17 protein-coding genes are annotated in these 16,300 nt (G+C 58.1%); 7 read left to right on the top strand and 10 right to left on the bottom strand.

Annotated features, from left to right (window positions below):
- Positions 1 to 85: 85 nt before the first annotated feature.
- From N6L27_RS14930 to hslO, 3 genes are read right to left on the bottom strand one after another with little or no spacing between them, the layout of a single operon-like run.
- Positions 86 to 1,237: a CCA tRNA nucleotidyltransferase gene (locus N6L27_RS14930; RefSeq protein ID WP_271908091.1), complete on the bottom strand. Its 1,152-nt coding sequence runs from the start codon at positions 1,235 to 1,237 to the stop codon at positions 86 to 88.
- Positions 1,228 to 1,845 carry a CoA pyrophosphatase gene (locus N6L27_RS14925; RefSeq protein ID WP_271908090.1) on the bottom strand — a complete coding sequence of 206 codons (618 nt, stop codon included), beginning with the start codon at positions 1,843 to 1,845 and terminating at the stop codon, positions 1,228 to 1,230. The genes N6L27_RS14930 and N6L27_RS14925 overlap by 10 nt, the downstream gene beginning before the upstream one ends.
- Complete coding sequence (hslO, locus tag N6L27_RS14920; protein WP_271908089.1) at positions 1,838 to 2,824, bottom strand: Hsp33 family molecular chaperone HslO; 987 nt, start codon at positions 2,822 to 2,824, stop codon at positions 1,838 to 1,840. The genes N6L27_RS14925 and hslO overlap by 8 nt, the downstream gene beginning before the upstream one ends.
- A 77-nt stretch (positions 2,825 to 2,901) precedes the next feature.
- On the opposite strand from hslO, the gene N6L27_RS14915 reads away from it, so the two are divergent.
- Entirely contained in the window at positions 2,902 to 3,363 is a 462-nt protein-coding gene (locus N6L27_RS14915) for an NUDIX hydrolase (protein ID WP_271908088.1), read from the top strand.
- A 56-nt stretch (positions 3,364 to 3,419) separates the two neighbouring features.
- Here N6L27_RS14915 and N6L27_RS14910 read toward each other — a convergent pair whose 3' ends face one another.
- On the bottom strand, positions 3,420 to 4,673 hold the full coding sequence (locus tag N6L27_RS14910) for a PP2C family protein-serine/threonine phosphatase (protein ID WP_271908087.1): 1,254 nt from the start codon (positions 4,671 to 4,673) through the stop codon (positions 3,420 to 3,422).
- A gap of 187 nt (positions 4,674 to 4,860) precedes the next feature.
- Here N6L27_RS14910 and N6L27_RS14905 point away from each other — a divergent pair, with 187 nt between their 5' ends.
- Positions 4,861 to 5,184, top strand: a complete 324-nt coding sequence (locus tag N6L27_RS14905; RefSeq protein ID WP_271908086.1) for an Hpt domain-containing protein — start codon at positions 4,861 to 4,863, stop codon at positions 5,182 to 5,184.
- A 13-nt stretch (positions 5,185 to 5,197) separates the two neighbouring features.
- Here N6L27_RS14905 and ilvA read toward each other — a convergent pair whose 3' ends face one another.
- Positions 5,198 to 6,424, bottom strand: coding sequence for a threonine ammonia-lyase IlvA (gene ilvA / locus N6L27_RS14900; protein ID WP_271908085.1), 1,227 nt, complete (start codon positions 6,422 to 6,424; stop codon positions 5,198 to 5,200).
- Between the two features lie 73 nt (positions 6,425 to 6,497).
- Positions 6,498 to 7,262, bottom strand: a complete 765-nt coding sequence (locus tag N6L27_RS14895; protein WP_271908084.1) for a hypothetical protein — start codon at positions 7,260 to 7,262, stop codon at positions 6,498 to 6,500.
- A gap of 138 nt (positions 7,263 to 7,400) precedes the next feature.
- Here N6L27_RS14895 and N6L27_RS14890 point away from each other — a divergent pair, with 138 nt between their 5' ends.
- The 3 genes from N6L27_RS14890 to N6L27_RS14880 all read left to right on the top strand — a co-directional run bounded on the left by N6L27_RS14890 (position 7,401) and on the right by N6L27_RS14880 (position 9,452).
- Positions 7,401 to 8,627 (top strand): argininosuccinate synthase, encoded by a 1,227-nt coding sequence (locus N6L27_RS14890; protein WP_271908083.1) that lies wholly within the window; start codon positions 7,401 to 7,403, stop codon positions 8,625 to 8,627.
- On the top strand, positions 8,624 to 9,088 hold the full coding sequence (locus N6L27_RS14885) for a DUF1810 domain-containing protein (protein ID WP_271908082.1): 465 nt from the start codon (positions 8,624 to 8,626) through the stop codon (positions 9,086 to 9,088). The genes N6L27_RS14890 and N6L27_RS14885 overlap by 4 nt, the downstream gene beginning before the upstream one ends.
- A gap of 79 nt (positions 9,089 to 9,167) precedes the next feature.
- Positions 9,168 to 9,452, top strand: coding sequence for an SCP2 sterol-binding domain-containing protein (locus tag N6L27_RS14880; RefSeq protein ID WP_271908081.1), 285 nt, complete (start codon positions 9,168 to 9,170; stop codon positions 9,450 to 9,452).
- A gap of 67 nt (positions 9,453 to 9,519) precedes the next feature.
- On the opposite strand, the gene N6L27_RS14875 is transcribed toward N6L27_RS14880, so the two are convergent.
- Together N6L27_RS14875 and N6L27_RS14870 are read right to left on the bottom strand one after the other, a co-directional pair.
- Positions 9,520 to 10,233: an HAD family hydrolase gene (locus N6L27_RS14875; protein WP_271908080.1), complete on the bottom strand. Its 714-nt coding sequence runs from the start codon at positions 10,231 to 10,233 to the stop codon at positions 9,520 to 9,522.
- On the bottom strand, positions 10,233 to 11,141 hold the full coding sequence (locus tag N6L27_RS14870) for a D-amino acid aminotransferase (RefSeq protein ID WP_271908079.1): 909 nt from the start codon (positions 11,139 to 11,141) through the stop codon (positions 10,233 to 10,235). The genes N6L27_RS14875 and N6L27_RS14870 overlap by 1 nt, the downstream gene beginning before the upstream one ends.
- 148 nt (positions 11,142 to 11,289) lie before the next feature.
- Here N6L27_RS14870 and msrA point away from each other — a divergent pair, with 148 nt between their 5' ends.
- A complete protein-coding gene (gene msrA, locus N6L27_RS14865) occupies positions 11,290 to 11,955 on the top strand; it encodes a peptide-methionine (S)-S-oxide reductase MsrA (protein WP_271908147.1) in 666 nt (221 codons plus the stop codon).
- A 17-nt stretch (positions 11,956 to 11,972) separates the two neighbouring features.
- On the opposite strand, the gene N6L27_RS14860 is transcribed toward msrA, so the two are convergent.
- Both N6L27_RS14860 and N6L27_RS14855 read right to left on the bottom strand, forming a co-directional pair.
- Positions 11,973 to 12,845, bottom strand: a complete 873-nt coding sequence (locus tag N6L27_RS14860; RefSeq protein WP_271908078.1) for a ribokinase — start codon at positions 12,843 to 12,845, stop codon at positions 11,973 to 11,975.
- 6 nt (positions 12,846 to 12,851) lie between these two features.
- On the bottom strand, positions 12,852 to 15,107 hold the full coding sequence (locus N6L27_RS14855; RefSeq protein WP_271908077.1) for an NADP-dependent malic enzyme: 2,256 nt from the start codon (positions 15,105 to 15,107) through the stop codon (positions 12,852 to 12,854).
- 297 nt (positions 15,108 to 15,404) lie between these two features.
- On the opposite strand from N6L27_RS14855, the gene N6L27_RS14850 reads away from it, so the two are divergent.
- Complete coding sequence (locus N6L27_RS14850) at positions 15,405 to 16,238, top strand: flagellin (RefSeq protein WP_271908076.1); 834 nt, start codon at positions 15,405 to 15,407, stop codon at positions 16,236 to 16,238.
- Positions 16,239 to 16,300 lie beyond the last annotated feature (62 nt).

Genomic DNA, 16,300 nt, shown 5'->3' with positions numbered 1-16,300 from the left:
CCGTCATGTGGTGGCTGCCTAATGGGTACGCAAGATTTTCCGTCTTGTCACCCCCCAAGGTTGTAACGCTGCTGACATGACCCTGTCAGCGGACAGATTTCAGCAACTCTTCCCGGCTGAGGCTGAAACCCGAGGCGATCCAATCCGCTTCGAGTTCTTTCAAAGCAGTGCCCAGTTCCGGCCCTTTCAGGTTCGGCAGAAGGTCCCGGGCTTTTACCGGGAACGTCGCACTGGCGCCCAGCCCGATATACGTTTCGACATCAGCTGAGAGCGGCTGTTCCAGGAATGAAGCGCGAAGCAGCAGCGTATCCAAGGCCTTCTCAGCTCCCATCCGGTACCCTAGCTCACTTGCGCCAGCGGTACCAATGGCAGCCTCCCGGATTGCAGCGATGTAAGAACCCTGAGCCTTGCTGAGCCGCAGCGCTTCCTGCAGGTCTTCGCCGCCCAGCACCGCAAGACGGCGGATGCCAGAAGCAGTTCGCCCGGCCTCAAGATGAACAAGCGGTGCCAGTGCTCTGTCATCAGCCCCGGGCAGAATGCTCGACAGGACACCAGCCTGACGCATCGCGGCAACCGACGGCGCCGGATCGGGTGCCGCCAGCAGCTTCAACAATTCGGCCCCAATCCGCTCCCTGGACAAAGCGGCCAGCCCATCCAAGTTGGCCGCAATCGCCGCCAGCGCAACCTCGTCAAATCCCTCTGTTTGATCGCCGTACCAGGCGTGAAAGCGGAAATAGCGAAGGCTGCGCAGGTAATCCTCCCGGATCCGGTTTTCCGCCGACCCGATGAACCGCACCTGGCGCCTTCTGAGGTCCGCCAGACCACCCAGCGGGTCCACTAGGCCGCCATCCGGGCGCGCATAAATAGCATTCATGGTGAAATCGCGACGGCGGGCATCTTCGGCTATGTCATTGGAGAACGCCACTACAGCCCGGCGGCCATCAGTGGCCACGTCCTTGCGGAAGGTAGTTATCTCATGCGGGATGCCGTTCTTCACCAGCGTCACCGTGCCATGGTCTATTCCCGTCGGCACCGCCTTGATCCCCGCTCGGGCGGCAAGTTCCATCACCTGCTCGGGACGTGCATCAGTGGCAAGGTCAATATCGGAAACAGGTGCACCCAACAGCGCATTGCGCACACAGCCGCCGACAAACAGCACTTGCGCACCATCGGCAGCAACGGCTTGGCACACCGCCTGCGTTCCCGGGTTCTTCAGCCAAGGCTGATCTAGCTGCATTCCCCCTCCATCCGGGCCGCGAACCCGCGCAGAATACGCGCGGTGGCCCCCCAAATGTAATACGGTCCGTAGGGAACGGTATAGTAACTGCGGCGGCTGCCACGCCAGCGGCGGGATTCGATGAAATAGTTTTCCGGTTCCAGAGCATGTTCCAGCGGGACCGAAAACACCTCTGCAACTTCACCGGTTTCCGCCCGCTCCTCAAAATGGTTCCGGATCAGCGCAACCACTGGGGTCACGGAAAATCCGGTCACGGTTTCATGCTCCGGCAAACAGCCGATGATCTGAGGAAGGTTTTGCGGCAGGCCAATTTCTTCCCAAGCCTCCCGCAGTGCAGCGGCACAGGCGTCCTTGTCGCCAGCGTCCACCTTGCCGCCAGGAAAGGCAATCTGACCCGGATGATGCTTCAGTGCTGAGGACCGCTTCGTCAGAATCAGACGCGGCGTGCCCGATGCAATGGTGACGGGAACCAGCACACCAGCCGGGCGCAGCTTGCGCCCTGCCGGCAGCCCGGCGCCAGGATTCAGATCAAAATCGGACGAGCCGCCGCCCTGACCGCTCAGGGCAGCAGAAATCCGGTTCACCAGATCCTGGACAGGGTCACTCACTGGGCGGGTTATCCGCTTCAAATCCCACGCTTGCAGGGTCCAGATCGTAATGAGCGCCGCAGAACTGGCAGTCGGCAGTCACCCTGCCATCTTCCGTGGTCATATGCTGGATGTCCCTGGCTGAATAAATCGACAGGCTTTGCCGTACCCTGTCCTCTGAGCAAGTACAGCCAAAGCGCACTGGCTGGGTATCATAGACCCGCGGTTGTTCCTCGTGAAACAATCGGATCAGAAGATCTGTGGGGGTTACCGACGGACCTATAAGCTCGAGCTCTTCCACCGTATTCAGCAGCGTAGTGGCGCGGTTCCAGTTCTCCTCCTCATCCCCGGAAACCAGGTCACTTGCCTGCAGGACCTCTCCGGCCCCTTCGGCCTGCGCGGCAAAGGGCGACGCCTTGGGCATGCTCTGCAGCATAACACCGCCGGCGCGCCAATGCTCAGCTACACCAGGTTCCGCCGATTTTCCAAAGCTCAGCTTAAACATAGTCGGCAATTGTTCTGACTGCGCGAAATAGGCTTCCGCACAAGCACTCAGCGACCCGCCCGACAGCGGCGTGATGCCCTGATAAGGTTGGGTGCCATTGCCCTGATCAATCAGAATGGCGAAATAGCCTTCACCCACCTGGTCAAAAGGATTGCTGTCCGTCAGCCTGTCGCGGTCAAAACTGGCATAGGCGCGGATCTGGCCGATCTCGCCTTCCTTTCGCGGCGCATAGTAATCGGTTGCGATCATCCGCACCGCCCCTTTGGACTGCACCTGCAGCGACAGCTTCCAGCGCAGGGAAATCGTCTGACCGATCAATGCCGTCAGCAGTGCCATTTCGGCAACCAGCGCCTCGACCACAGGCGGGTAGTCGTGCTGTTTCAGGATGCCGTCCAGAACGCCGTCCAGCCGCGCAACGCGGCCGCGCATATCCGAAGCATCAAGCTGGAATGGCAGGACGGTGTCGTCCCACGCGATTTTCGAACCAAGAGTCATGGGGTTTCCTTACGCGCCGGGGATTGGCATACCGGGGCTATATAGGAGAAACGACACTAGAGTGAAGGGGCCGGCCCTTGATCAGACGTTTTGGCGACACACCGGAAAAGGGCCGGCGCTACCGGATGCGCCCGGGAGTTTATGCTCTTCTGCCCCGTGACGGTAAACTATTGATCACCTGCCAGTATGATCCCCATCCGGATCTGCAGCTGCCTGGAGGCGGCATTGATCCTGGCGAATCTCCGATCCCCGCGCTGCACCGGGAAGTTTATGAGGAGACCGGATGGAAAATTCACGACCCGCGTAAACTGGGCGCCTTCAGGCGTTTTGCCTACATGCCGGAATACGATCTTTGGGCTGAGAAACTTTGCCACATTTATGTGGCATGGCCTCTGCGCAGGGTCGGTCCACCGGCAGAACAAGGGCATGAAGCGCTCTGGATAGACCCTTCAGAAGCTGCAGCCAAACTTGGCAATGCCGGAGACCGCCACTTTGCCGCTCAGTTGGCAGTCGGCCTGCGGCGGCGGCGGCAGAACTAAACACAAAATCCCAGCCGCAGCCGGGACGTCAGCACTCAGCAGCAAAAAAAACGCGGCTATGGCCCTTGGTATTCGAACAAGGTGGCGGAGACGTCATCTTCCAACCCATGTTCCTTGCTCATTATTTGGGTCAGATGCCAATAAAGGTCGTCAAGGAACTCCTTGCCATTCTGCTCCGGTCCGCACTTCTGCACCAAATCCAGCAGGCCCTCGGGCTCGAGCATCGACCCATCCTCCAGCCGCGCTTCGGTGAATCCATCAGAAAACAGCAGCAACCTGTCGCCGCGCTCCATCGTGAATTCTTCCTGGCTGTAGCCGATGTCCGGTACCAAGCCGACAGGCACGCCCCCTTTGCCAATGAATTCCATTTCACCGGATTTACGCAGCAGCAGCGGGTGCGGGTGGCCCGCTTGCACCATCTTGACGCCCCCGCTGCGCAGGTCAGCGATGCAATACGCCATCGTGAAATACTCTTCGATCCCAGTATCGGCGATCAGGCGTGCGTTCAGAAGGCTGGCAACCTCTTCCGGCTGGCGCAGGGCGTAGAACCGGTTAAAACGCTTCTCCATGCCCACGTTTTGGTCAAAATAGTTGGAAGACAAGTAACCGCCCAAACGCGCCGTCATCATGGCAGAGGTGATGCCATGGCCAGACACATCGATCGAATAGAAGCCGATTCGATTCACACCGGGCGAGAACATCCCGACCAGGTCCCCGCCGATATGGCCGCAAGGCTTAAGCAGCAGACTAACCGTGGAAGAACCGAATTCCCTAGAAAGCTCAGGTACCAGGGATTCCTGGATTTTTCGGGCTTGAATCAGATCTTTGTCGATTGCGTCATAGACCCGCTGCAGTTCACCCAAGGTTTCCGACACGATGCGGTTCTTCTCAGAAAGCTCCCGCTGCATCCGCAAGATCCGCTCGCCGGCAGAGATCCGTGCCCGAAGTTCATCAGAACTGACCGGCTTCGTCAGAAAATCATCGGCACCTGCATCAAGCCCTTCAGCGACCTCATTCTTTTCACTCTTGGAGGTCAGAAGGATGAAGTAGGCATAGTCCTCGCTGGCACGGGCGCGGAACGCACGGCAAAACTCCAGCCCGTTCATTCCTGGCATCATCCAGTCGCTGAGAATCAGATCAGGGGTCTCCTGCTCGCATATCTCCATGGCTGCCTCGCCGCTGTCGGCTTCGACGACCTCGAATCCCCATTTCTTGAGAGACGCCACAAGAATGCGTCTTTGCAGGCGGCTGTCGTCCACAACCAGCACACGGCGTATTGATCCGGCCACTGTCTGGTCCTCGTCGTCCATCGAACTTTCTGGCAGCACCGAAGGCACCTCACAAATGGCAAAATCAGAAGATCTTGTGTCACTATCGGCCCAGAGATTTAACAGGCGGTGAAGCCTAAAATTTGAGCTTCCTACTTTATTTCACCATATTTTTACTGCAAGCAACTTAAGATGCTGCGCACAGCGAAAGATCGTAAGGACGTATCACATGATTGACTGGCCACGCGTGACAGAGCTGCGCGAAGAGGTAGGCGCCGAGGATTTCGGGGAAGTTGTCGATATTTTCCTGGAAGAGGTCGAAGAAGTCATCGGCAAGCTGGAAGGGGGCGACCGCCGCCAGCTTGAGCAGGACCTGCATTTTCTGAAAGGCAGTGCGCTCAACCTTGGATTTGAAGAGTTTTCCTCAATGTGCCTGGATGGCGAGCGGAAGTCTGCACAGGGGGAAGCAGAAGGCGTCGATGTCTCCGCAATCATCGCCAATTTCCAATCATCCAAGTCTGCTTTTCTGGCCGGCCTGTCCGAAAAATTCTGATCCCCGCTCCGGGTCAGATAACAAACTGCGCCAAAGTTTCGTCGCTGGTGATGTCCGTGTAGGTCATGCCCGCAGCATCAAGACGCGCAAACAGTTGCTCAAAATTCTCCGGCCGCTTGGTTTCTATCCCGATGAGAACGGAACCAAAGTTACGCGCCGACTTCTTCATGTATTCAAAGCGGGCGATATCATCCTCAGGCCCCAATATGCCGAGGAATTCCTTTAGCGCACCCGGCCGTTGCGGCAGCCGCAGGATGAAGTATTTCTTCACCCCCGAATAACGTTGCGCCCGCTCCTTCACCTCAGGCAGCCGTTCAAAATCGAAGTTACCTCCGGATGTAACGCAAACCACGGTTTTGCCGCGGATCCAGGAGCGCACATCATGCAGCGCCTCAACCGACAGCGCTCCTGCCGGCTCCAAAACAATGCCCTCGACGTTAAGCATCTCGATGATCGTCGCACAGATCCGGTCCTCAGAAATTGCAAGCACGTCCGGCAGCGGCACGTTTCTCAGGATATCAAATGGCAAATCGCCGATCCGCCCCACTGCCGCGCCATCCACAAAAGTATCGACTGCATCCAGCGGCACCGATTTGCCTGCCGACAGCGCCGCACGCAGGCAGGCACCGCCGTCCGGCTCCACAAACAGACTGTGCACTTCGTCGCCAAACCACGAGGAAACACCCGCAGACATGCCTCCGCCGCCGACCGGCAGCAGCACGTGATCGGGTGCTTTGCCCAGCTGCTGCTCGATTTCCACTGCGATGGAAGCCTGTCCTTCGATCACATCTGCATCGTCAAAGGGCGACAGGAAATGACCGCCCTCTTGCGCGCACCATTCCTGCGCGGCGGCCAGGCAGACATCGAAATAGTCACCGACCAAGTGGATCTCAATGTTGTCTCCACCGAACATCCGGGTCTTTTGGATCTTTTGCTGCGGCGTGGTGACGGGCATGAAGATCACCCCGCGCTTGCCCATTTGGCGGCACATGAAGGCCACGCCCTGCGCATGGTTACCAGCCGAGGCGCAGACAAACAGCTCCTGATCCGGCTGTTTGCGCATCGCATTCATTGCGCCGCGGATCTTGTAGGAACGGACCGGGCTCAGGTCTTCGCGCTTCAGGTAAATGTCCGCGCCAAAGCGTTCGGACAGATGCACATTGCGCTGCAGCGGAGTTGCAGGGAATACATCGCGCATTGCCTGTTCAGCAGCGCGGGCTTGGGTCTTGAAATCGCTCATGCATCCTTCAGTGGCGCATGCCCGCCCCCAAGGCAAGGGGCGGGTGCGAAGCATACATAAGAATACCGGGAAGCTAGATCGGGCGGCCTTCGACGTAATGGCCGTAGAACGTGGTCAGGACACTGGCGCTTACCAAAGAGAGTATAAGCATCGCGGCAAGGACTATGATGGCACCGATGACCGGGATCAGAAGTACAACTGCTGCCGCAAGCTGCACCAGAATCTGGAAAGCAATCATTATCAGGAAGAGTGCAATAATTGTCCCATTGGCACCGGCTGTCGCGTTCCAGGCTTCTTTGAGTTTCAAACTCTTACCAATTGCCGCGGCCGGCAGCACCGGCACCAGCCGGTACATCGCAACCAGCACGGCCAAGTATGCGGCAACCATTACTAAGATCGAAACAACCGGCGAAACTGCGGAAACAGCCATAATGAGCAGAAAAACAGGGATCATCATAACAGAGGCGACCAGCGCCAGAAGCAAACCATGCCCAAAATAGGACAGTATGCGGTCAAACCGGAAAGCCGGCACCCAGCCGGACGGGTATTCTTCCAGCAGAACAAAACGATGCCAGGAGACTACAATCCAAAGCATCGTGACCGTGATCAACACCCAGAACGCAAAAATACCACCAGCAAAACTACCCGGGCTGTCTGAAATCAACTGATCCATTGCAACAGGATCCGAAAATGCAGACAGACTCAGCCCCGCCGCCGATCCCAGCGCCAGCAACAGCCCAAAAGCGATTACTGACGGAACTAAGGCTATCTGAACCGCCTCCCTCAAGTTGCGAATAACCATTCCAAGTGAATGAGCAAAAATCGACCACGCTTTCATCGCAGACGTTCTCCAAAAGATCCTTCATTTTCGCCGCGCACGGTATGCGTGCCAGGTGAATTAGAAAACCCCGGAAAACCTTGCCCTTGCGGCCAAAACCCGATACGCCGCAGGCGTTCTGACCTGAGAGGGAATTCCATGTCCGCGCCCAAGAAAGTTGTGCTCGCCTATTCCGGCGGCCTCGACACCTCGATCATCCTGAAATGGCTGCAGACCGAATACGGCTGCGAAGTTGTCACATTCACCGCCGATCTCGGCCAGGGCGAAGAGCTGGAACCCGCCCGCAAGAAGGCGGAGATGCTGGGCATCAAGCCGGAAAACATCTTCATTGAAGATGTGCGCGAGGAATTTGTCCGCGACTTCGTGTTCCCGATGTTCCGCGCCAACGCGGTCTACGAAGGCCTGTACCTGCTGGGCACATCCATCGCACGCCCGCTGATTTCTAAGCGCCTGGTTGAGATTGCAGAAGCTACCGGCGCAGATGCGGTTTCCCACGGCGCCACCGGCAAAGGCAACGACCAGGTCCGGTTTGAATTGGCGGCTTATGCGCTGAACCCCGACATCAAGGTGATCGCACCCTGGCGCGAGTGGGACCTGTCTTCGCGCACCAAGCTGCTGGAATTTGCTGAGGCGCACCAGATCCCGATCGCCAAAGATAAGCGCGGCGAGGCCCCCTTCTCGGTCGACGCAAACCTGCTGCACACTTCTTCTGAGGGCAAAGTGCTGGAGGATCCGGCGGAAATGGCGCCCGATTACGTCTACCAGCGCACCGTCCACCCCGAGGACGCACCGGACACACCGGAATTCATCGAAATCACCTTCGAAAAAGGTGATCCGGTTGCCATCAACGGCGAAGCTATGAGCCCGGCAACCATCCTGACCACACTGAACGAATACGGCCGCAAGCACGGGATCGGCCGCCTTGACCTGGTTGAAGGCCGCTTTGTCGGCATGAAGTCGCGCGGCATCTATGAGACTCCGGGCGGCACCATCATGCTGGAAGCCCACCGCGGCATCGAATCCATCACAATGGACCGCGGTGCAATGCACCTGAAGGACCAGCTGATGCCGCAATACGCGGAGCTGATCTACAACGGCTTCTGGTACAGCCCCGAGCGTGAGATGCTGCAGGCCGCCATCGACGCAAGCCAGAAACATGTCTCCGGCACCGTCCGCGTGAAGCTTTACAAAGGCTCAGCGAACACCGTTGGCCGCTGGTCCGAAAACTCGCTCTACTCCGAGGCACATGTGACCTTCGAGGAAGACGCCGGCGCTTACGATCAGAAGGATGCCGCAGGTTTCATTCAGCTCAACGCCCTGCGTCTCAAACTGCTGGCCGCCCGCGAACGCCGCATCAAGAAGTGAGTGGCAACGACGGCATAGACGGCGAGTTCGAGGACGACTTCGCGGAAGAGCTGGACATGTTCGTCGAAGCTCAGGACACCGTCTGGACGGCTGTCCTGAGCGAACTCTCTGCAGGTCAGAAGACGAGTCACTGGATGTGGTTCGTCTTTCCTCAGCTGGCTGAACTTGGCCGGTCCCATATGGCGCAGCTTTACGGGATCGAAGATCTGGCCGAAGCCACAGCATATTTGAATCACGAGGTATTGCGTGCCCGACTGGTCGAGGTCAGCCGGCTCATACTGTCTCATCAGGGCACGGACGCTGCACAAATACTTGGCGACATCGACGCAAAGAAACTGCGCTCTTCGATGACGTTGTTTGCCGCCGTACCCGGCGCGTCGACGGAATTCCGAAAGGTTCTGAGTGCATTCTACGGCGGCCAGCCATGCCCGATGACCAAGGCCGCACTTGCCGCTGCGTAATCTACCCGCCTTTCCCTTAGTCAATCTTGTCCGCTATCATGCCTCTGCCTAACCCTCTTGCAAAATGCAGGAGGACAAGATGGCACTGGACGAAATAGCAGCCGGGATCCGGGATGGCCTGGCCGGGAAAAGTTTCGACGGGTCGCTGAAATTCGATTGCGGAACGGACGGTGTGATTGTCCTGTCTGACGGAAGCGCCAGCACAGATGACCGCGAAACAGATTGCACGCTGCGGCTGTCGGCTGAAAACCTGAAAAAGCTGCTGACCGGAAACCTCAATCCGATGACAGCGGTCATGATGGGCAAGATCAAGATTTCCGGTGACATGGGCGTTGCTATGAAACTAAGCAAGCTGATCAGCTAATCCATTTCGGGTGGCAAGTTCCCGGGGCTTAGCGCCGCAGGCGCGAGGGGCAACTCCCCTCAGCCCATCAGATTTTGGCAGCCTTCATTTGTTCATAATAGGGCATCGCTGCCTGCAAGATCGGCTGCAATTCCTCCGGCACATCCGGCAAGGGCCCTTCGGGGCCCGCAAATCCGGTGGAAGTCCAGACAGCGCCGTACCAATGCGCCGCCCAGACACCGTCGTCCTTGTGGCCGCCTTTGGGCCAGCTCAGCATCTTCGGTGAATAAGGCATCCCGATCATCTCACACAGCTGCTCCAGCTTGGCCGCCGGATCCTCGCGGATGTCATGGCTGTCCACCACTACCGGCACCTGCCCCCAGCTGCGCACAAGGTCAAACAGTTCTGCCTGCTGGCGGAATCCTATGTCCTCCAGCACCGGGCTCTGCCGCTTCGCCGCATAAGACGCAATTACCCGGGCCGGGTGCCGGATAAGAAATACATTCGTGACTTCCCGCATCCAGTCCCGCGGAACACCCGGGATCATATGCTGGGTCATATGCTTCTGATAAAAAAACGGCTTGGCTGCCGGCACCGGCCCCAGCAGCGCTTGCGCCACGGTCTCGGGATCCTGCGGCTGGCTTTCCAGAATATCCGCACGCATCGGGTGATCGAGCCCGGTCATCGCCAGATAGGCGGCGTAAAACGGCTCATCCACTACGGCGCAATCGCCGCGGTTGCCAAAAGCGTACATCATTGCCGTCGAGAGGTTCCGGGGCCCCGACCACATGGCAATCCGCATCAGGCGCACTCCTTCCCGATCAGCGCTTTGTAGAGGCCGCGGATGCGCTCTGTCACCGGACCCATTTGCCCCTCGCCGATTTGGCGGCCATCGATGCTGCCAACCGGGGTTTGCGCACCAAAAGTCCCGGTGAGGAAGGCCTCGTCCGCGCCATATGTATCTACCAGAGAGTAATTTCTCTCGTAGACCGGGATGCCGTTTTCGCGGCAGAGGTCGATCACTTTCTGGCGGGTAATTCCATTCATGCAGTAATCACCGGTAGAGGTCCAAACCTCCCCCTTGCGCACGATGAAGAAGTTGCAGGCGTTTGTGGTATTCACAAAGCCATTCACGTCCAGCATCAGCGCCTCATCTGCGCCGGCCTTCTCCGCCGCGATACAGGCAAGGATGCAGTTCAGCTTGGAATGCGAATTGAGCTTGGGATCCTGTGTCATAGGCAGCCCCCGGATATGCGGCACTGTTGCCAGCTTTATCGGGCGCGGCAGATTGGGGCGGGAATGTTCCATGATAATTGTCATCGTCGGCCCCTGGCGCGACAGTGAAGGATGCTGAAACGGCCGGGTTTTCACACCGCGCGTCACCATCAGCCGGGCATGGGCATCGGTCGTCATCCCATTGGCATTTTGCGTCTCAAACAAAGCATTTTTTACACCGTTTCGGTCCAGGCCGATGTCCAGATCTATTGCCTTGGCAGCCTCAAACAGCCGGTCGAGATGCTCATCCATGAACGCCCAGGTGCCATTGTACAGCCGCAGCCCCTCCCACACGCCGTCGCCCAGCATGAACCCGCTGTCATATACACTAACCTTGGCCTCGGTCTTGGGTACAACTTCACCATTCAGATAGATCAGGATCTCTTCGTTGCGCTGATCTTCCTCAGCCTGATGGGTGCTCATTTTATCGCTCATGGGATCCTCCTTGGCCGGCACGTTAGTAAGATTGGATCCGGAATCCAAACGATAACGTGCTGTCACCAGTCCGTGAAATCCTGACTTGCCGGGTTGAGAGAACCCTCTGCAGCCGGCAGGCTGTCAGCAAGGCAGCATGGAGTCGGAAATGCGAGTTCTGGAGAAACTGAAACCTTTTGTACTTACCAGTCTAATTGCCATCGGCCTTGTCGCGCACAGCAACCCGGCGCGCGCTCAGGCAACAGAAGTTCTGACCGTCGCCGGTGGCTGTTTCTGGTGCGTCGAAAGCGATTTCGAAAGTGTGCCGGGCGTCATCGAAGCCGTGTCTGGATACACCGGCGGCAAGACGCAGAACCCCACTTATAAGGACGTTACCCGTGGTGGGACGGGACATTATGAGGCCGTACAAATAGCATTCAACCCCACCAAAGTCTCTCGCAAGCGGCTGCTGGAATTGTTTTTCCGATCTGTTGATCCGACAGACGCAGGTGGCCAATTCTGTGACCGCGGGGACAGTTACCGCACCGCAATCTTTGTCTCCAACTCGGAAGAAGAAGCGCTGGCGAAAGAGGTAAAGGCCGAAGCACAGCACGCCTTGGGGCAGAACATCGTTACCCCGGTTCTGGAAACCCGAACGTTCTATAAGGCGGAAGACTACCACCAAGACTATTACAAGGGTCAAAGCCTGGTGTTTACGCGGTTCGGCCCCAAACGGCAGGCCGAAGCTTACAAGCGTTACCGCCAAGCCTGCGGGCGGGACGCCAGGGTCGCGAAGCTTTGGGGCAGCGCGGCCCCGTTTGCCAAGGGCCACTGAGTCTATGCCGTCCTGAATTAGAACGCGGCGGCTTGAACTTCTTCCAAAGTTGGAATGACATCAGCCGTGCCCCGGCGCGTAACCATAAGCGCCCCGGCGCGGCTGGCCTGTTCCATCGCCTCCGCAACGGTAAGACCCAAGTCCAAGCCTGACAGGACATAGCCTGTAAACGTATCGCCTGCACCGGTTGTATCGACTGGCGTGACCGCCAAGGCGGGCACATCACTGACCGCGCCCGTCTCCCCGTCGATATGCCGCGCGCCCTTGGCACCCAGGGTGATAATCACATCCTTAATGCCCAACCCGCCAGGCTCTTTTCCTGTGGCCTGCTTAAGCTGCTGGGCTTCGACCTCATTGAGGATCAGAAAATCCAGGTACGGAAGAACTGCCTGCACCGCTTCTGCATCAAACGGTGCGGCCGCATAGCAGACGCGCAGCCCCATCTTCCGCCCCAGCTGCGCCGCCTCTGCCTGCATGCTGGTTTCATTTTGCATAACCAGAATATCGCCGGCGATTGCTTGGGACAGAGCCTGATTCACCTGTTCCCGGTTCAGCGTCCTGTTTGCCCCAGGAAACAGAAGGATCTGGTTTTCTCCCTCAGGATCCACCGCGATGATGGCATGCCCGGTTGGAGTGTCCGCCTGGACGATATGGCTGATGCCAACCCCGTATTCCTCAAGACGCTTCACCGCCCAATCGCCGTCAGGCCCCACAGCACCGATATGGTGCACGTCGCTGCCTGCACGGGTGGCAGCGACGGACATATTGGCGCCCTTGCCGCCAAGAAAGCGGTCAAGGCTGAGGGCGGCAAGGGTTTCCCCCGCCGCCGGCAAATGCGGCATTGCATAGACCATGTCCGCATTGATCGAGCCGAGGTTCCAGATTGCCATATCAGATCACCCGATGTTACAGGCCGCCAGAACCGCCATGTTGAGAATGTCATTGGTGGTGGAGGTGGTCGAGCAGATCTGGATCGGCTTGTCGATGCCGGAAAGGATCGGGCCGATCACTGTAGCGCCGCCCATTTCCTGCATCAGTTTGACTGAAATGGAAGCAGAATGGCGGGCAGGCACAATCAGGATGTTGGCCGGACCGGTCAGGCGCTGGAAAGGATAATACCGCTGCGCACGTTCGTTCAGGGCAACATCGACGGTCATCTCGCCTTCATACTCGAAATCCACCCCCCGCTGATCCAGCACGGTCGGCGCGACATGCATCTTTTCAGCCCTCTCCGATACCGGATAGCCGAAGGTGGAGAAGCTGACAAAAGCCACCCGCGGCTCAAGTCCCATGTGGCGGGCAACTACGGCAGCACGCTCGGCAATATTCGCCAGGTGATTTTCATCCGGCCATTCGTGCACAAGCGTGTCACCGATCAGCACGATCCGGCCCTTGTGCAGCAGTGCGGTCACACCTGCCACACCGTGGTCGGCATCGGCGTCAAACACATGGTTGATCCGGTCCAGCACATGCGCCGACTTCCGGGTTGCACCGGTGACCAGACCGTCGCCATGACCATGCGCCAGCATCAAGCTGGAGAACACATGCCGGTCACGGCCTACAAGGCGGTGGATGTCTTTTCGGTCAAAACCTTTGCGCTGCAGGCGGTTGTACAGGAAATCCTTATACATCTCGAAATGCGGCGTGTTGGCTGCGTTGATAATTTCCAGCTCGCGCACCGCATCTCCAAGGCCGGCTTTCTCCAGCTTGACCCGCACGTCTTCCTGACGGCCAACAACCAACGATTTGCCAAAGCCGGAGCGCTGGTACATCACTGCGGCACGCAGCGCCCGGGGATCGTCACCCTCGGCAAAGATCATCCGCGACTGGGCGGAGCGCGCCCGGGCGTTCAGGCCGCGCAGGATCGACGCCGTCGGGTCCATCCGGGATTTCAGGCCAACCTCATAGGCATCCATGTCCACGATGGGGCGCCGCGCCGCACCGGTATCCATACCCGCCTTGGCCACGGCCGGCGGGATCCGGTGGATCAAACGCGGATCAAACGGGGTCGGAATGATGTAGTCGCGTCCAAAAGTCAGTGACTTGCCATAGGCCAGCGCCACCTCGTCGGGCACATCCTCGCGCGCCAGTGCGGCCAGCGCGTGGGCACAGGCGATCTTCATCTCGTCGTTGATGGCGCGTGCATGAATATCCAGCGCACCGCGGAACAGGTAAGGGAAGCCCAGCACGTTGTTGACCTGGTTCGGGTAGTCCGACCGGCCAGTGGCAACAATGGCATCCACGCGAACTTCATGCGCCTCTTCCGGCGTGATTTCCGGATCCGGGTTGGCCATGGCAAAGATCACCGGATTGTCGGCCATGGAGGCGACCATCTCCTGGGTCACCGCCCCCTTGACCGACACGCCGAGGAACACATCGGCCCCGCGCATTGCTTCCTCAAGTGTGCGCAGATCAGTGCTGATCGCATGCGCCGATTTCCACTGGTTCATCCCCTCCGTGCGGCCCTGATAGATTACGCCCTTGGTGTCGCAAACAATGCAGTTCTCATGCCGTGCACCCATAGCCTTCAGCAATTCGATACAGGCGATGCCCGCCGCGCCGGCACCATTGAGAACGATCTTTACATCCTCAATCTTCTTGCCAGACAGATGCAGCGCGTTGATCAGACCCGCCGCACAGATCACCGCCGTGCCATGCTGGTCGTCGTGGAACACAGGAATGTCCATCTCTTCCTTGAGCTTCTGCTCAATGATGAAACACTCGGGCGCCTTGATGTCTTCCAGGTTGATGCCGCCGAACGTCGGCCCCATCAGCTTGACAGCTTCGATAAATTTGTCCGGGTCTTCCGTGTCCAGTTCGATATCGATCGAATTTACGTCAGCGAACCGTTTGAACAGGACCGACTTACCTTCCATCACCGGCTTGGAGCCGAGTGCGCCGAGATTACCAAGCCCCAAAACCGCCGTACCGTTGGAGATCACCGCAACGAGGTTGCCCTTGTTGGTATAATCGTAGGCGGTTTCGGGGTTTTCCGCGATTGCCTCACAAGGCACCGCAACACCCGGAGAATACGCCAGCGACAGATCCCGCTGCGTGGTCATCGGGACGGTCGCATTGATCTCCCATTTGCCCGGAGACGGCTCCAGGTGGAACGCCAGGGCTTCTTCGTCGGTGATCTTGTTCTTGGGCATTTAAACTCGTGTCCTCTCCTCGTCGCGGACCGTCTTAGCTCAGCCCAACGCGCCCCTCAATCCGCGGTTTCAAGAATCTGTATTGCCAGATTTTAGAAAAAAGCGGCTAAAGGACGATAAATTCCGTCAGGTTTTCGCCTCAAAGTAGACCGCGGAATGCTGTAATTTCTTAATAGATATTAACGTGCACCTGTCTTCCAGGTGGCGCTGAGGTCTGGAAGACAGGGACCTGCAAGCAACGGTCAGAACGGCCATTGTCCGCCCGGCAAGGGCATAGGATCAAAGGAAAAGTGAGGAATGATAAGCTTCCACAACAATTCCGGTGCGATGGTGGCGTTGCAGACATTGGGCGGAGTCAATTCTCAGCTCAACCAAACGCAAGACAGCATTTCAACCGGTCAGACGATCAATTCAGCGCAAGACAATGCGGCGCTTTGGGCCATCTCTGAGCTCATGAACTCGGATATTTCCGGCTTGCGCTCTGTATCGGACTCATTGTCACTGGGCGAAGCCACCGTAGCGGTTGCCTCAGCCGGGGCGGAGCAGATCACCGAAACCCTGACTGAAATGCGGTCACTGGCCATCATGGCCAGCAGCGGCATGGGCGACTTCAGCAAGTACGAAGCCGCCATGTCAAAAAAGACAGAGCAGATCAATTCGATCATCTCTTCTTCGGGCTTCAACGGGGTGAACCTGCTCAAAACAGATGTCGACGGTGCCGGAGGCACCGGGCTGACAGTGCCATCAGCAGTATCCAGCGATGGCAGCCTGAGCACTCTCAGCGTTGACGGTGTGGATTTTGAAGGCAGCCCGCTGTTCGACCTCGGCAACCGGACGGCAATCACTGACGGCGCCAGCGCGCTGACCGCTTTGGGTGAAATCGAAGGCTTTCTTGCCTACGCAATAGAAGGCTCAGCGGCGTTGGGATCTAGTGCCAATCAGCTCGCTGACCAAGGCGACTATGTCAGCAAACAATCGGATGCGCTCACCCGCGGTGTCAGCTCAATGATTGACACCAGCATGGAGGAAGCTGCGACAAAGCTGTTGGCCCTGCAGGCACAGCAGCAGCTGAGCACCCTATCGCTTTCGATCGTCAACACGATGCCTGACACGCTGCGCAATCTCTACTGACAGCAGCCTGCCGCCGGGCCGCCCGGCGGCAGCCATATCCGGGTTTTCCTCGCTCCGCCCCC

It is taken from the genome of Leisingera sp. SS27, assembly GCF_028368855.1.
Lineage (GTDB): Bacteria > Pseudomonadota > Alphaproteobacteria > Rhodobacterales > Rhodobacteraceae > Leisingera.
The sequence above is the reverse complement of the archived record's forward strand: the minus strand, read 5'-3'. Positions and strand labels throughout refer to the sequence as shown.

Excerpts from the sequence above, each read along its gene's own strand:
- N6L27_RS14930 (WP_271908091.1), bottom strand. The coding sequence starts at position 1,237 with ATGCAGCTAGATCAGCCTTGGCTGAAGAACCCGGGAACGCAGGCGGTG.
- hslO (WP_271908089.1), bottom strand. The coding sequence starts at position 2,824 with ATGACTCTTGGTTCGAAAATCGCGTGGGACGACACCGTCCTGCCATTC.
- N6L27_RS14910 (WP_271908087.1), bottom strand. The coding sequence starts at position 4,673 with ATGGACGACGAGGACCAGACAGTGGCCGGATCAATACGCCGTGTGCTG.
- N6L27_RS14905 (WP_271908086.1), top strand. The coding sequence starts at position 4,861 with ATGATTGACTGGCCACGCGTGACAGAGCTGCGCGAAGAGGTAGGCGCC.
- ilvA (WP_271908085.1), bottom strand. The coding sequence starts at position 6,424 with ATGAGCGATTTCAAGACCCAAGCCCGCGCTGCTGAACAGGCAATGCGC.
- N6L27_RS14895 (WP_271908084.1), bottom strand. The coding sequence starts at position 7,262 with ATGAAAGCGTGGTCGATTTTTGCTCATTCACTTGGAATGGTTATTCGC.
- N6L27_RS14890 (WP_271908083.1), top strand. The coding sequence starts at position 7,401 with ATGTCCGCGCCCAAGAAAGTTGTGCTCGCCTATTCCGGCGGCCTCGAC.
- N6L27_RS14880 (WP_271908081.1), top strand. The coding sequence starts at position 9,168 with ATGGCACTGGACGAAATAGCAGCCGGGATCCGGGATGGCCTGGCCGGG.
- N6L27_RS14875 (WP_271908080.1), bottom strand. The coding sequence starts at position 10,233 with ATGCGGATTGCCATGTGGTCGGGGCCCCGGAACCTCTCGACGGCAATG.
- N6L27_RS14870 (WP_271908079.1), bottom strand. The coding sequence starts at position 11,141 with ATGAGCGATAAAATGAGCACCCATCAGGCTGAGGAAGATCAGCGCAAC.
- msrA (WP_271908147.1), top strand. The coding sequence starts at position 11,290 with ATGCGAGTTCTGGAGAAACTGAAACCTTTTGTACTTACCAGTCTAATT.
- N6L27_RS14860 (WP_271908078.1), bottom strand. The coding sequence starts at position 12,845 with ATGGCAATCTGGAACCTCGGCTCGATCAATGCGGACATGGTCTATGCA.
- N6L27_RS14855 (WP_271908077.1), bottom strand. The coding sequence starts at position 15,107 with ATGCCCAAGAACAAGATCACCGACGAAGAAGCCCTGGCGTTCCACCTG.
- N6L27_RS14850 (WP_271908076.1), top strand. The coding sequence starts at position 15,405 with ATGATAAGCTTCCACAACAATTCCGGTGCGATGGTGGCGTTGCAGACA.